Source organism: Okeania sp. SIO2F5, from assembly GCF_010692685.1.
Classification (GTDB): domain Bacteria; phylum Cyanobacteriota; class Cyanobacteriia; order Cyanobacteriales; family Microcoleaceae; genus Okeania; species Okeania hirsuta.
Window position 1 is genome coordinate 1 of sequence record NZ_JAAHGU010000017.1, and the last position, 15,594, is coordinate 15,594.

Consider the following 15,594-nt stretch of genomic DNA (forward strand, 5'->3'; position numbering starts at 1 on the left):
TGATAGCTTGTGTAGGATTAAGTGCTCAACCAGAGGGGGGGGATGGGGGGATGGGGAGATGGGGAGATGGGGGGATGGGGAGATGGGGAGATGGGGAGATGGGGAGATGGGGAGATGGGGAGATGGGGAGATGGGGAGATGGGGAGATGGGGCAAAAAAATATTAACAATACCGATCGCCCACAGCCAATAAAGCACATTCTTAACCCAAAACTAAGGACTGAAAATTCGATCGACCGACCAATTTGGATAAATCAAGGTGATGCTTTTGTCGCTGCCTTACCTAGTCGAGAAACTCGGTTTACTTACGGAATAGATTTTAATCCACCAGCTATTGGTAATCAATGGCATAGTTGGTCTCCAGAAACAGAAAGTTTTGCTGACTGTATTGCCCCAGCTCGTACATTTGCCTTAGCACATCAAATTGACCACTTACGAGAAGCTGGTTTAATTAAAGGTGGTAGTCTAGATAATGCTCTAGTTTGTAATGAGTCCGGATGGTTAAATCCACCCTTAAGATTTGAAAATGAACCTGTACGTCATAAACTCTTGGACTTAGTAGGAGATTTGAGTTTATTAGGTAGTTTTCCTCAAGCTCATTATCTGGCTTACAAAGCTAGCCATAAATTACATATACAATTAGCTCAAAAAATTTCTGAGTTATCTGTAGATAGTAAGACTAAAAATTCATGTTAGGATTACTTTTGATTACACAGAAGAAGATTGAAAGCTCCTCACCTTCAGGCAGAGGATAAAAATGACAGTTATGGAAAAATTGGGCCGAAGTGATAGAATTAAAGTTTGAGTAAGGTGTTGATCTGCACCTGGAACTATCCTAGTACGGAGAAATCCCGGTAAATAAGAAACAACGGTTGATACATTCAACGGCAGTATGACTATATCACTAACAGCAATGGCAGGACAGGGAGTGTACCATTTTGACATAGTGATATAATCTCCCGAAAGCTCAGAAAAAGTAAGCACAATCTGTATAACTTAATGTCAATACAAGTGAGTGTCTAGGGGCGTTTTGACTCGTCCCACCCAGATAAATTTCTGGGTGACAGCTAAGAAGAAGCGAGCAATGTTTATTTATCCCGTTGCCTAGCATCTGCTTAGAATCTCTGTCTGTTTAGAGCAGCGAGAAGTGAATAATGGTAAAATCGAGACTGCCAATTAAGAACTGTACATAATGTCAACCTCTGAAAAAACTACAACAGATTCAGCACAAACCACAGAAAATTCTTCAACTCAGCCAAATCAAGATACTGGGACTACTGGGGTAAATATTATGACCATTGAAGAAATTCACAAACTATTACCCCACCGATATCCCTTTGCTTTGGTAGACCGTATTATAGAATATGTACCAGGAGAAAGAGCGGTAGGTATTAAAAATGTGACTTTTAATGAACCCCATTTTCAAGGACATTTTCCTGAACGACCAATTATGCCAGGGGTATTAATCATAGAAGCAATGGCTCAAGTTGCAGGCATAGTCTTTGCTCAAATGCCAGAGCTTCAGAAAGGATTATTTGTATTTGCAGGTATGGATAAGGTCAGGTTTCGTCGCCCAGTAGTTCCAGGAGACCAACTAATATTAAAGACAGAATTATTATCTGTTAAAGGTGGCAAGTTTGGTAAAGTGCAAGGTCTTGCAGAAGTGGATGGTCAAAAAGCCGCAGAAGGAAATTTGATGTTTTCAATAATGGATTGAAGTATGCCTACTCTGATTCATCCAACAGCTGTTATTGCTGAAAGTGCCGAACTGCATCCCACTGTACAAGTGGGTCCCTATGCTGTAATAGAGGAACAGGTCAAGGTAGGTGCGGGAACTACCATTGGCGCTCATGTTGTGATTGAAGGGCCAACAGAGATTGGTTCTGGTAATCGAATTTTTCCTGGGGCAGCTATTGGTCTAGAACCACAAGATTTAAAATATGCAGGTGCTCCCAGTTGGGTAAAAATTGGCAACAATAACAAAATCAGGGAATACGTTACAGTTAATCGCGCTACTTATGCTGGTGAGAGTACTGTTATTGGTAATGACAATTTACTGATGGCTTATGTCCATGTGGCGCATAATTGTATTATTGAAGATTCTGTGGTCATAGCTAATGCTGTATCTTTAGCAGGTCATGTCAAAATTGAGTCAAAAGCTGTTATTGGTGGGGTATTGGGTATTCATCAGTTTGTACATATTGGTAAAATGGCAATGGTGGGTGGTATGAGTCGTATAGTTAAAGATGTACCACCGTTTATGTTGGTGGAAGGTCATCCTTGTTTGGTGCGATCGCTTAATTTGTTAGGATTAAAGCGTGCAGGTTTGACAAGTGCAGATTTAGCAATATTGAAGAAGGCTTTCCGAACTCTCTATCGTTCTGGTAGGTCTCTGACTGAAGCTTTAGCAGAATTAGAGTTAGATTCTCATAACAAGTATATTCAAAAATTGTATTCTTTTTTAAGTATGTCTCTTGAGTCTAAACGTCGTGGACCGATGCCGGGAAAAATGTCTAAGGGAGCAAGGTTAGAAGAGATCGATCGTTAATAGAGTTTTTGTTAAATAGAGGGAAAAAATTGCTCCAACTGATACAAAGCAATACTTCCCAAACTTTTTCAATTATGTCTATCATTTCTATTAAATTGTCTATTGGGATTTACACAAGTAAATGAAGAAAAGATGTTGAGAATTCAAAAGTGACATCTGAGTGGATAGTAAATACTTACTCAAATAGAAATTGGATAGAGGTTTTTTACGGAGAAGCCAAAGGGTGGTTGGGGTTAAAAGAATATCAACTTGGATATGTCTTCCACAAAGATAGTTTCAGCCATGTCACATAATTTATGGGCTAATTTGAACTGATAGTCTTTGCGTTTGAATGCAATATGATTGTGCTGTTTCTCTACTTTAATCCTTGCATTCTCGTAGTTAGCAGAACTCTTATTTTTCTTAGACAATCTGTGTTGTAGCACTTAGCTTCGAGAGATCCAAAATTAGAGCTGGCAAGTTGGATGAATGGTTGCAGGAAACTCTAGAAAAGCACGACCTCAAAGACGAACCAGGATACACTTTGAACTTAGGAAAGTACAAAGGAGAATGTTCACCCAAGACTAAACAACAGACAGCTCCTCAACCTAGAATTATTATAATCGGTATTATAGATAGAGACAAAGACGTAAATTTATCTGAAGCTCTTCGTAATGCTATGGAAAAGAGGGAAGATTTGTCATTTTATATCAAGAATTATAGTCTCTTTAAGTTGGATTGACATCCTCCCGACGCTTTTCTACGAGACAGGGCGGGATTCTCGCTCCATTGCTGGTAGGGGTTTTCTGCTGCCTCTTTACAGAGAGAGGAGTTGCGCTAACAATGCACCTACTTTCCAAGATTTATTCCCTTCCGGCCTTACAGTTGAGTATAGTCAAGCCTTGAATCTTTGATTTTTGCGTGTATCCTAGCTACTTTGACCCTTGCTTTGTGATAGTTATTAGATCCTTTGGTTTTACGAGAAAGTAGTTTTTGGGCTAACCTTAATTTTTGGCATTGCTGAGGGGCGGGATGAATATAAGTGATAAGTGGGGGCAGGCATCCTGCCTGTCCTTGCCTGCAGTGAAAATATTAGGAACGGGCAAGATGCCCATTCCACTTCCACTTCCACAAAACTATTAAAATCATCCCGCATTTATACAATGCTTAATTTTTGGCGTTGCACAGCGACGAATGATTTGAGATTTTTGATTGAATTGGATTGTGGATTAATCAATTGCCAGAATGATTAATTAATGGTTATTTTTAGTCAAAGTCTAAACAAGTTTTTGGCAATATCATTCCATAATGTGCAACCCCTAATTTTTTTGTGTAACTTGTTCAGGTTCTTTTGCGACATTTGCTTTAACTGCTCTACTATGAATAAGATTTCAGATCATTTTAATAAGCACTTACGCAGAGCGACAGACTTGTACTCAATATACATCAAAATTGACCTAGCGGCAAAAATCCTGTATTTATTGCATATCAAGACTTGTAGCGTTTATGAAAAGATTGCTCATACAGGCGCAAAATCGCGATTTTTCCCTCAAATTTGGCTTTCGATAGCTCATTTGAACTTTTTTTGTCAAAATCAATTTAAATTATAAATGTGTTAATTAATTAATTATAAATTTAATTAATATACTATTGTTTAAAAGTCTTGTTGCGCTATGGACAAAGCAAAAGTCAAAAATAATCTATGATTGAGTTCAATTATCTAGAAATGTCTTAATTTTTGCTTCGATTGGTATATAGTTTATTTCAGTTGGAATGAAGTAACTGAGGTTTGAATTTTTATATTTGCACCTCTTTTGCTGATAACTGATAACTGACAACTGAAATAACCAGTCCCCCATGTCTTATGAAAATTTTTATTAGTACAGGTGAAGTTTCTGGAGATTTACAAGGGTCTCTATTAGTTGAAGCACTCTACCGTCAAGCTCAACTTCAAGGTTTAAATTTAGATATTGTCGCCTTGGGGGGCGATAGAATGGCTGCTGCTGGTGCTACTTTATTAGGAAATACGACAAAAATTGGTGCTGTAGGAATTATTGAATCTTTGCCTTTTGTTTTTCCTACTCTGAAATTACAACAAAAAGCAAAGGAATATTTACATAACGAATCCCCTGATATAGTTGTTTTGATTGACTACATGGGACCTAATATTAGTATTGGTAATTATATCCGTAAAACCTGGCCGAATTTACCGATTATTTGGTACATTGCTCCTCAAGAATGGGTTTGGTCTCTGGGAAAGGGTAAAACAAATAAAATAGTAAATTTAGCAAACAAAATTTTGGCAATTTTTCCGGAAGAAGCAAATTATTTTCGACAAAAAGGAGCTAAAGTTACTTGGGTAGGTCATCCCATAATTGACAGAATAAAAATAGCTCCTAGTCGGAAAAAAGCACGTCATAATTTGGGCATAAAATCAGATACAATAGCGATCGCTTTATTACCAGCATCTCGACGACAAGAAATTAAATATTTAATGCCAGTAATATTTCGAGCAGCACAAATAATTCAGGAAAAATTACCTCAAGTTCATTTTCTAATTCCTCTTTCTTTAGAAAGTTATCGTCATCCTATTGAAGAGGCAATTAAGAAGTATCAACTACAGGCAAAAATTTATCCATCTCTGCCACAAAATAATCAAGAAATACAAGAAAGTAAAAATTTAGAAATTCTGGCTGCAGCCGACTTAGCGATCGCTAAATCTGGTACTGTAAATTTGGAAATAGCTTTGCTAAATGTACCGCAAGTAGTAGTTTATAAAGTTAATCCAATAACTGTTTGGATTGCTAGGAATATTTTGAGATTTTCAATTCCATTTATGTCGCCACCAAATTTGGTACAAATGAAAGCTATTGTGCCAGAATTGTTTCAAGAAAATGCTACTCCTGAAAAAATTGTTTCTGAAGCTTTGGAACTTCTATTAAATTCTCAGTGCCGAGAAAAAATGATAGTAAATTATCAGGAAATGCGTCATGCTTTGGGAAAAGAAGGAGTTTGTAGTCGTGCAGCTCAAGCAATTTTAGATTCAGTTTTGAGCGGAAAATAAAGATATTTTTGAGACAATTAAAGGCAATTATAGTTTTGTGTTTTGTGGAATGGGCATCTTACCCGTTCCTGATATTTTTACCGCAGGCAGGATACACATCCCACTGATATTAATCCCGCCCCTCAGCAATGCCGTGAAGATGGAGAATGTTTTTATACCGAATTAAATGGATTTGATATTAAACCCGGCACAGAAAAGATAATTATTTGTAGAAGAGAATTTGAGCAAATAGTTCTTCATCATTAATATCATGTCCGTTAGTATAGTTTGTGTAAATTCAAGGGTGAATATCTACAGTAAATTTAGGTTTTTTTTGCTTAATAGACTTCCTCCTTCTTCCTTCTTCCTTCTTCCTTATGGTATATATTATGTCTGGTTAAATAGTTATAAATAACTATAAAGCTAAATAGGGCTTGCTGATTAAATATAAAAGCATTGACATATAAAGACAAGTGCCTTTTTGGGAACGAAAAAAGTGCGCCTGTTTCAGCTCTTCACGCTCATGCATGGAGCGTATTTTAGGCGCATAGTTGGGCAGAACAATCTTGGGACAAAACGCCCGCTCCTACTTCCTCGCTCCCGATCCATTTCTCCTGTCTCCAGTATAGCTGTCTTCCCCTCCTGGGAGGGGGAGGGGCGAGGGGTGGGTTGTCTCCTACCCCTACTAAAATACTTTTGAGCGCAAACCCTAAATAGGGCATTGGATTGGGGACTTATAGGTAGGGAAGCTATCAGATTAGGGAGTTACAATAGAAAAGAGGAAGTAAGAGGGGAAGAAAGTTGTTTTTCTCACGCTATTTTCAGACATGATATTACTGTACTTCATTAACCTGAAATACGCTGTATTTATTTAGCAACAAATATTTGTTTCCTGTTTTCCCTTGTCTATAAAAACAATTTTGTAACCTTCTTTTATCTTTTCTGTGGTGGGTTTAATACCCTACGGTCAACGGGGGCGCTTAAAATTATTTGGGGTTATAAGACATGAAGTGGTTGGTCGTTTACCGAATAATTAAGGTTTAAAGCCTCTCCTTTATCCTTTTTTCTATTTCCTACTCCCTACTCCCTAAAGCAAAGGAATTTTTTACCGAGAAATTGTGGTCTAAAGTCTCCCCTTTTAAGGGGATAAAAAAAGAGAATATTCCTGATTTTAAGCCTCCTTATTTCAGAGGTACTGATAACTGATAACTGAAATGACCCCATAAGCATGGAAATTGCTATCTCATTTAGCTAAAGTAAAACTCTGTTTTTAGTCAAATAGACGGCGTTGCTGAAATGTAATGGTAAGTAGCTGAAGGTCAAATTGAAAAACTTATGTTTTGCGTTGATACTTAATCTAAAAATCATTATCATTCAGCAACGCCAAATAGGCATTTTTAAATAAAGTCTTTTCAGGAGGAAAATTCTTCGTAGCATTCTTTTTTATATTTCATATAATTTTTATGAAAAGATGAAAAGATATAGAATTAAAATTATAATTTGTTTGATATTTACTGTAATTTTAGGTTTTGCAACTAAATTTTATGAAGGACTATTTTCAGAATGGCTAAATAATTCTTTTAGTTCAATTTTTTATGAAGCATTCTGGATTTTTTTAGTAATTTTTATTCGACCTCGACTTAAACCTGGTTTAGTAGCTTTTTGGGTATTTATTGTCACCTGTTTTCTAGAATTTATGCAGTTATGGAAACCACCTTTTTTACAAACTATTCGAGCAACTTTAATTGGCAGACTGTTGTTAGGAAATACTTTTGTATGGTGGGATTTTTTGTACTATATATTAGGTTGTACATTGACTTGGATATTTTTACGTTACTTCAAATTTTATGATGAGAGGAGTCAGGAGTCAGGAGTCAGTAGGAAGAAAGGATGAGAGTGGGAATTATCTGGGAATATTCCGGCATTTTATGTCTGCATTGGATGGAAGTAGAAGGTGCGATAACTGTATAACCGGATTTTAGGTAAGCATTCAGCCATCAGCTATTAGCTATCAGCTACTAATAGACATCTCCAATAATAAAAAATAAAATCAACTATCGTACAGAAATCATCAATTATTTCCCCCTACTCACTACTCCCTAATACCAATTTAAAAAAAGAATGTTACGAATAGTAAGAGGAATCAGGACTTACGCAAATTGACTGTAAAACCACCATCTGTAGGGGCGAATGGCATTCGCTCTCTCTATATATAGATTCTCTGTGTAAGTCCTGAGGAATAAAAAGATTTTACAGGATATTCTCTTTGACAAAAAGGATGATTTACGGCCTAAAAAATGGTATTTAAGCCATTAATTCTGACTCCTGACTCCTGACTCCTGACTCCTAAGAAATATCCTAGCTATTTGTAGCAAACATTTATCAATTTGGTATAATACCTCTTTTCTGAAGATATCTAATGAGAGAAAAATAAGAGAAAGAGGCAAAAGCAACCCTTGAAATTGAGAGGGAATTAAAAGTTACTGCCAAAGTAAGGTCTTTTAACCTTAGAAGGAATCATTCATTATACCATTTTCAAAAAATACTGTTACAGTGCTTTAGTCTGTTACTAGGAGTGTTGAGATTAATACTGTAGAGACCTTTTTTGAATTTGGTATTATTTGCTGATAGCTGACTGCTAATACCAATTTTATATGAGGTTGCATAGAATGATGAAATTCATTAAATCGATCTATCTTTATCTACGCTTACCTGCGGTCAATTATGCTTAAAATATTATTCTATGCAGCTTCATTTCAATTTGGTATAAGAGCTAAGTGCTTATTTTATTACTTTTAACTTTTGAATTTTGACTTTTGAGTTATAATTCCTACCCATTTAATAATAGCTTCAGTCAACCCATCCAAAGTATATTCTTGAGCTTCCACATCTACTCTACCTAACAAACTGTGACAACTTTGAGAAGTTTGAGGTCCGATAGAAGCAATACAAATATTTTCTAACCAATCTTGCGGTAAATTATCTTTATTTTCAGCCGTCAAATAACAAAAATTTCGCACCGTTTTAGAACTAGCAAAAGTCATAATATCTATCTGACGATTTTGTAGTGCTAATAAAGCTTCCGGTAGAATATTTTCTGGACAACTAGACTCATAAGCAGCTACTTCTATTACCTCCGCACCTTTACTACTTAATTCATTCACTAATACTTCCCTACCACCAGTCTCTACTCTGGGAAATAAAACCTTTTTTCCACTCAAATTTTCTGGGAAATTTACCACCAAAGAATCAGCAACAAAATTAGGTGGAATAAAATCTGCTTTCAAACCACGAGCATTCAAACTTCCCGAAGTTTTTTTACCAACAACTGCTATTTTTACACCAGATAAAGCACGACTATCCTTATCTTTCTCTGCCAACCTTTCAAAAAAGTAATCTACCCCATTTGTAGAAGTCAAAATTAACCAATCAAAAGTATCTATATTATTAATAGCCACATCTAAATCATGCCAACTTGAAGGAGGAGTAATCACTAAAGCAGGCATTTCAATTACTTTTGCCCCTGCTTTTTGTAGGCGATCGCTAAACTTACTAGACTGACCTGCTGCACGAGTCACTAAAACAGTTTTATTTGCTAAAGGCGCTATTTCAATTTTGGCTACTGAATTTTCTTTAACCATATTATTTGGAGACTTTAAATAATCTCGTAACCTGACTACTTCCCCTACTATTATCACACAAGGGGACAAATATTCAGTGTATGTTTGTTGAACAATATCCCCTAAACTACCAATCCAAATTTGTTGTTTTGGAGTGGCACAATTTTGAATAATTGCCACAGGAGTTTGAGATGTTCTTTTATGTCTTAATAACTGACGCACAATTTCATCTAAATTTCGTGCCCCCATTAAAATTACTAAAGTTTCAATCTGAGATATTCTTTCCCAATCTAATGCTTCTATGTCGTGAGCAGTCAAGACGATAAAAGCTCTACTCATTACTGCATCTGTCAGAGGAATATTTGCGAGTAAAGGTGCAGCTAATGCAGAAGAAATTCCTGGTACAACTTCAAATTCACAACCAGCTTCAATTAATGCTTGAATTTCTGAAGAAGCACGACCAAAAATAAAAGGATCTCCTCCTTTTAGTCTAACTACTTGTTTGCCTAAACGACATTTTTCTACTAATAAGCTATTAATTTCTGACTGAGACATACTGGGTTTACCGCCACGTTTACCCATCTCTATTTTTAAACAACTTTCTGGTGCTAATTGTAGAATTGAGTCATCAACTAAGGCATCATAAATTAATACTTCAGCTTGAGTAATTAGGGAATGTGCTTTGACAGTCAAATATTCTTTACTTCCGGGTCCAGCTCCAACAATATATACTTTTCCTAGGGATAGATTCATTTCAGTTATCAGTTATTAGTTATTAGTTATAGTTATTTAAGTTTAGATTGAGACGATAATTTCTTGCTGTGAAACGGTTTCAGCCGAAAAAGTGTCTCATTCTTATTTAAAACAACTATAATTTCTGACTGACTAGACATTAGTCATTAATTATTTCCCCCTACTCCCTACCTCATCAATATCAATATATATAAAAAGAACCTAATAGTTCATAAAAATATGGTCAAATATGACATATCCTTATTTTGCAGGCGTTACCCTGACTGGGTGAACTACAACACCCTCTATCCCATAGTCAAATACATTTGGGACTGCTTTTTTCATTATGTTTAGAGAACCGTTCACATCAGCATTGATTAATCTTTTGTTGGCGGTACGATACAAACCTCTTTTTATTCTTTTCCCTGAGAAAGTGACTTGATTTTTCTCACCTTTCTTGTAAACAGGAATCAAATCATTATCTATAAAACTTGATGCGGAGGTATAAGATTCTTCTGTAATAATTACATCTATTCCTACCATCTTGGCTTTATAAGATAACATTTCTATTAACTTGTTATAGGGAACAGATACAAAGTTTTGATTATTTCTTTTCCCTAAATTTATCTTCTGCTTCCACTCTTCATTGTGCCCTATTATCAATGTTCCTATTTTCTGATTAATCAGGGTATTAATAATTAAACGAGACGCTTTATGAAGATAATCATTGATTTTAAATTCTCTTTTATTGCACAGCTTTTGCAGTCTCTTACTCGATCTATTTTCCTGGAGTTGAGATTGTAGACAGCTTTTAATTTTGTTATAGTATTGATTTATAGATTTTAACGGTCTGCCATTTATCAAGAGTGGTTTTATTCCGGCTTGATTAAAACTTAATGTAGCTAAATTGTTTAATCCTATATCAATACTTGCGCAACGATTTTTTTCTAGCTCGTATTGTTTTTCGCATTTCTCATAAATGACCTCTATTACATAATGGTTAAGTCTAGGGACGAGACGAACTTGTTTGATTTGTGAAGTAGGTACTAATGTTTTTAGATAAATTCCTGTCTTACTAGGATTAATAATTCCTTGTTTTAATTGCCTCTTGCTGATAGCTTGTGTGGTATAAACTACAAAATTTCTTCCTGTTATTTTATTTTTATATCTAGGAAGGCGAGGGCGAGCATTAAACTTTGATGGTTTTTGTTTATAAACTTCGTTTGCTGCTAAAAAACTTTTCCAGTTTCTATCTAGTATCATCAATATTTGTTGAGATACTTTAGCTGGAATTGCTTGATAATCTGATTGAGTAGAGAGTATTTTTTGCAGGTCATAATAAGATAGATTTGTCTTTTCAAATATAAAAGACTGACGAACTAAATAATTAGCATAGTTATAGAGATTTTTCGACAAGAAACATAGTCGGTCAATTTCAGAATAAAACCGATGATTTTTTTGAATAATATGTCTCTCAACTAATCTCATAAATCAAGGGGTTAAAATTATATTAGGATTCGAGGATTTCGGAATTGTTCTGATTATTTAGCCTGAAACTAAGCGTGCCAATTTCATTATACTATTTAACCTTTAGCCTTGGAGTTATTAAATTTTGTCAAATATTTAGTAGCTATGCTTGTATAAATCAACGAAGATATTTGGCATCACTTGACTATATATGACTATATTTATGTATAACTTTTATTATACCAAATTTCTAAATTCCTGAGAGGGATATAGCATCGAAAACAAAATCCCATTGAAAAATTGTATAACCCCTCAACCCCCCTCCCTTGAAGAAAACAGGAAGGTTGGATGAGAGGTCTTAATTTCTAGATCACATCAAAAGTTAGATAGTGGGAATTGTTTATATGCCACTACTTAGGAATGAGGATTCAATAAAGTCCAGAATTTTTTTGAAAGAACTCAGGTGACGACTTTAAGCAATTTAAATTGTGTAGATAATAAAATCCTCATTCCTTATCTATATCAATCTTCAATTTAAAATCTAAAAGCATAGCCGAAAGTTTATGATGAAACCTTAAGCTTTCCAGGAGTCCGATCCTCAATATTCTGTTCCTTCACTATATCAAGGGGGGACGCCTGCATATCCCTAATAGTTTCAAAGTCTAAGCTGCCAACATCAATTTTGCGGACTTGACGGTTATGTTGAGTATGGTAATAGATTACCTTATTTGTAAGGTCGTAAGCTGTTGTCCAGAGGGTCGCACTTCGCATACCTGATGTGTTTATATATTCATCTTCAGATTCTTCGGGTGGTCCGAGCGGAACATTAAAATTATCAAGTATACGAAACAATTCATATATCGTCTCAGGTCCGTCAGTAGTTGCTCTTGCAGTTTGAGAAAAAGCAAAAGCACGGATAAAACGTGATGGAGGAGTAAAATCTCCTGGCAACCCAATCATTCCACTACCAAAACCTAGTGGGCTAAAATTAATTGAGCCAATATTTCGATCTGGACAAGCTACAGGAGAAATATTGACATAATTTCGTAAATTATTAATATGCCAGTCGTATGTTGGAGCGTTAGTAATAATCCCTAGTTCAGCATCAAAAATTTTTGGTTTGCCTTGTAACCATTCAATAACGATCTGTTCCCCCGAAGGATCGCTGACCATCAAATGATATAGTGCAGTTTTCCCAATAACTGGTTCAACAACGTTTACCACTAAGATTTGGTCTATTGCCTCACGAACATCATCTACTGTGGCACAGGTGGAAAGAAGATACTGGACAACATCGGTCGGTGCCATAGATTTCTCTGCCATAGTTGAATCATAATCCACATATTCAGCAAAGTCTGGATGATCAAAGACTCCAGCAACTAATCCCTTTTCATTCATGCCGTCAAGAGGAATTGGCCTATTTACAGCATCAATTCCTACTATTCCATATTTGCCAGTCCACCGTATACCAGGCAAATGGACATTTTCATCCCTAGAGAGTTCAGTCACAAACTGGTGCTCTCTGGGGAGGATCAATATTCGAGATTCTAGATCAAACTTACCCCATTGCATTGTTCTACCATAGACCATAGCACCGTCTTCTGCTTTTAGGGTAATACCTGTACAAGCGTAAGCAGGAGGCATTAGGTTAATGAAACAAAACAGAAAGACTAAAGCTAATGTCAGTACTATTGATTTGATAATGAAACAAAACAGAAAGGCTAAAGTTAATATTAGCACTATTGATTTTATGTTTTTCATCACTTAGCTGATTTTTGGTGCTTTACATAATAATTAATATTATTTTTGTGTGAAGAATACAATGAGTAATTATGCTGCGTTTTGTTCATATTTCGGAGAAAAAATACCCCGAACAACAATAGAAAATCTGAAATTATTACTTTTTTTTACCCAGAGCTAACTTTTCCTAATTCCTAGATATTTTTGACACAAACAAAATCTGACTACTATCAAAGACAACCCATAGAAAAAATTAGATATTCAAAGGAAAAATAATTTCTAAATAAATTGATAAAATTCCACATCATCGTCTAGTTTGTAATAATTTTATTTGCCATCCCTTACAGGTATATTTATCAGAAAAAATACCCCGATCAACAATATAAAATATGAAATTATTACCTTTTTTCACAGAGCTAATTTTTCCTAATTCCTAGAAATTTTTGACACAAACAAAATCTGGCTACTATCAAAGACAACCCATAGGAGAATTAAATATTCAAAGGAAAAATATAGAAGAAGGAGGAATAATTTAGTTATCTAGTACAGTCTTAAATGATTACCTTTTTTCCCCAGAGATAACTTTTCCTAATTCCTAGAAATTTTGAAAGAACCAAAATCTGACTACTATAAAAGATAACCCATAGTAAAATTGAAGATTCATAAGAAAAAGTACTTTTCCAATAAAGAGATAAAAATCAAAATTATCATCTAGTTTGTAATAATTTTACTTGCTATCCTCTACACCCATATTTATCACAAAAAATGCCCTGAGCAACAATATAAAATATGAAATGATTACCTTTTTTCCCCAGAGTAGACTTTATCCTGATTCCCAGAAATTTTTGACATAACCAATATCTGAATACTATCAAAGAAAACCCATAGGAAAAATTAGATATTCTCGGCAAACTAGTTTCCGAAAAAATAACCCAAGTAACAATAGAAAATCTGAAATTATTACCTTTTTTTTCCCAGAGCAGACTTTTCCTGATTCTCAGAAATTTTTGACACAACCAAAATCTGATTGCTATAAAAGACAAGCCATAGGAAAAATTAAATATTCTAGGAAAAATAGTTTCCAAATAAATTGATAAAAATCAGCGATCGCCTTTTTTTCTTGCAGGTCTACTTTTTGACTACGCCACCACATTAAACATAAAGCTAAAAAATGAGTTATTGCCAAAAAAATTAAATTAACATTTGCCAACCAAACTACACCCAATATAATCATACCGACATAGCAAATTGTTAATACCCACCTTGCCAAATTAAATACAGTAAATGTCCCTAATTTAATTGTAAATGTAGTGATATTAAATTTACGGTCTCCTTCAATATCTGGAATATCCTTAAAAATTGCAATAGCAAAAGTGAAGACTATTACAAACAAAGTTAGCGCCCATATTGTGGGAGGAATTTCTGGAATTATCAAGCTTTTTTTGAGGAGAATTATTTCACCTACTCCTTCTATCCATTTATTTAAACTTCCTGAGACTTCCTCAACTTTTTCTAATCCCCAAACAAAGCTTAAAAATAAACCTAAATTAACAATTACTCCCCGCACAGTAAAAATACATAACGCTGCCCAAAAAGGAAATCTTTTTAATCTAATAGGAGGCAAGGAATAAAATGTACCAATTACTAAACTTATGGCCACTGTACCTAATAAAAAAGGTCCGCCAACTAGAGCAAAACTTAAAGCTAAAACTCCCGTTATTGCCACAATTACTTGACCAGAAAACCGAGAAAATTCACCAGCAGCTATAGGAAGATCAGGTTTATTAATTCGGTCTATTTCCACATCTTCTAATTGATTCAATCCTACTATATAAATATTTCCACATAGACAACTTATCCAAGTTACCAATAACAGAATTAAACTATAGATGAACAAAGATTGATTGAAAAAATCAGAGCGATCGCCCAGAGCAATTAGATATATTGCTAATACACTTAATGTTGTGCCAATAATTGTATGGGGACGTGCAAACTTCCAAAAACTATATAGCCATGGAAAATATTTTTGCACCAAATTAGTTGTGATTTTTAGTTCCTGATCGTGTGAAATTTCTCCCATAACTACCTAAAATTATTTTTCTCTTAATTTACGATTATTTTATAGCGGTTTTCACATAGATAGACTACAGCATTTTTCTACTCCCTACTCCCTACTCCCTATTCCCTCCTCCCTAAGTAAAAATAATTTTGTAGTTTACTTAAATGAAAAGCGCTTTCATTAATTGATAATTGATAATTACCTCAGGTTTTAACCGTTACGGAATTGAATATAAGAAAATATTATTTCTTTTTTCTCTTTAAAAGGAGAGGCTTTAAACCATAATTATTTAATTATTAATTATTCGGTAATATTAATTTTGGTGCATCTAACTTATTTGCAAAAATACTTTTTTCCTATATCTTCCCTGTTGCCTGTTGCCTAAAAGCAATAAATTTTTGGCTTTA

Annotated in this window: 11 protein-coding genes; 6 read left to right on the forward strand and 5 right to left on the reverse strand. The window is 34.8% G+C overall.

The window, feature by feature from the left end; genetic code table 11:
• The 4 genes from F6K27_RS09335 to F6K27_RS09350 all read left to right on the forward strand — a co-directional run.
• On the forward strand, positions 1-695 hold a 695-nt coding region (locus F6K27_RS09335), incomplete at its 5' end, for a UDP-3-O-acyl-N-acetylglucosamine deacetylase (protein ID WP_287300858.1).
• Positions 696-1,191: 496 nt separating this feature from the next.
• The gene (gene fabZ, locus F6K27_RS09340; protein WP_124146201.1) at positions 1,192-1,716 is read left to right on the forward strand and encodes a 3-hydroxyacyl-ACP dehydratase FabZ; all 525 of its coding nucleotides are present in this window, start codon (positions 1,192-1,194) and stop codon (positions 1,714-1,716) included.
• Positions 1,717-1,719: 3 nt separating this feature from the next.
• The gene (lpxA, locus tag F6K27_RS09345) at positions 1,720-2,547 is read left to right on the forward strand and encodes an acyl-ACP--UDP-N-acetylglucosamine O-acyltransferase (protein WP_124146200.1); all 828 of its coding nucleotides are present in this window, start codon (positions 1,720-1,722) and stop codon (positions 2,545-2,547) included.
• A gap of 460 nt (positions 2,548-3,007) precedes the next feature.
• Positions 3,008-3,268 carry a hypothetical protein gene (locus F6K27_RS09350; protein ID WP_287277124.1) on the forward strand — a complete coding sequence of 87 codons (261 nt, stop codon included), beginning with the start codon at positions 3,008-3,010 and terminating at the stop codon, positions 3,266-3,268.
• Positions 3,269-3,405: 137 nt separating this feature from the next.
• Here the strand turns inward: F6K27_RS09350 and F6K27_RS09355 are convergent, their stop codons facing one another.
• On the reverse strand, positions 3,406-3,585 hold the full coding sequence (locus F6K27_RS09355; RefSeq protein WP_353735959.1) for a transposase: 180 nt from the start codon (positions 3,583-3,585) through the stop codon (positions 3,406-3,408).
• 805 nt (positions 3,586-4,390) lie between these two features.
• On the opposite strand from F6K27_RS09355, the gene lpxB reads away from it, so the two are divergent.
• Positions 4,391-5,590, forward strand: a complete 1,200-nt coding sequence (gene lpxB / locus F6K27_RS09360; protein ID WP_124146198.1) for a lipid-A-disaccharide synthase — start codon at positions 4,391-4,393, stop codon at positions 5,588-5,590.
• A gap of 1,450 nt (positions 5,591-7,040) precedes the next feature.
• Positions 7,041-7,463 carry a DUF2809 domain-containing protein gene (locus F6K27_RS09365; RefSeq protein WP_124146197.1) on the forward strand — a complete coding sequence of 141 codons (423 nt, stop codon included), beginning with the start codon at positions 7,041-7,043 and terminating at the stop codon, positions 7,461-7,463.
• 901 nt (positions 7,464-8,364) lie between these two features.
• Here F6K27_RS09365 and cobA read toward each other — a convergent pair.
• The 4 genes from cobA to F6K27_RS09385 all read right to left on the reverse strand — a co-directional run bounded on the left by cobA (position 8,365) and on the right by F6K27_RS09385 (position 15,208).
• On the reverse strand, positions 8,365-9,942 hold the full coding sequence (gene cobA / locus F6K27_RS09370; protein WP_287277125.1) for a uroporphyrinogen-III C-methyltransferase: 1,578 nt from the start codon (positions 9,940-9,942) through the stop codon (positions 8,365-8,367).
• Positions 9,943-10,182: 240 nt separating this feature from the next.
• Positions 10,183-11,409, reverse strand: a complete 1,227-nt coding sequence (locus F6K27_RS09375; protein WP_287277126.1) for a transposase — start codon at positions 11,407-11,409, stop codon at positions 10,183-10,185.
• Between the two features lie 540 nt (positions 11,410-11,949).
• A complete protein-coding gene (locus F6K27_RS09380) occupies positions 11,950-13,032 on the reverse strand; it encodes a linear amide C-N hydrolase (RefSeq protein WP_287277127.1) in 1,083 nt (360 codons plus the stop codon).
• 1,126 nt (positions 13,033-14,158) lie between these two features.
• Complete coding sequence (locus F6K27_RS09385) at positions 14,159-15,208, reverse strand: homogentisate phytyltransferase (RefSeq protein ID WP_287277128.1); 1,050 nt, start codon at positions 15,206-15,208, stop codon at positions 14,159-14,161.
• Positions 15,209-15,594 lie beyond the last annotated feature (386 nt).

Excerpts from the sequence above, each read along its gene's own strand:
- fabZ (WP_124146201.1), top strand. The coding sequence starts at position 1,192 with ATGTCAACCTCTGAAAAAACTACAACAGATTCAGCACAAACCACAGAA.
- lpxA (WP_124146200.1), top strand. The coding sequence starts at position 1,720 with ATGCCTACTCTGATTCATCCAACAGCTGTTATTGCTGAAAGTGCCGAA.
- lpxB (WP_124146198.1), top strand. The coding sequence starts at position 4,391 with ATGAAAATTTTTATTAGTACAGGTGAAGTTTCTGGAGATTTACAAGGG.
- F6K27_RS09365 (WP_124146197.1), top strand. The coding sequence starts at position 7,041 with ATGAAAAGATATAGAATTAAAATTATAATTTGTTTGATATTTACTGTA.
- cobA (WP_287277125.1), bottom strand. The coding sequence starts at position 9,942 with ATGAATCTATCCCTAGGAAAAGTATATATTGTTGGAGCTGGACCCGGA.
- F6K27_RS09375 (WP_287277126.1), bottom strand. The coding sequence starts at position 11,409 with ATGAGATTAGTTGAGAGACATATTATTCAAAAAAATCATCGGTTTTAT.
- F6K27_RS09380 (WP_287277127.1), bottom strand. The coding sequence starts at position 13,032 with ATGCCTCCTGCTTACGCTTGTACAGGTATTACCCTAAAAGCAGAAGAC.
- F6K27_RS09385 (WP_287277128.1), bottom strand. The coding sequence starts at position 15,208 with ATGGGAGAAATTTCACACGATCAGGAACTAAAAATCACAACTAATTTG.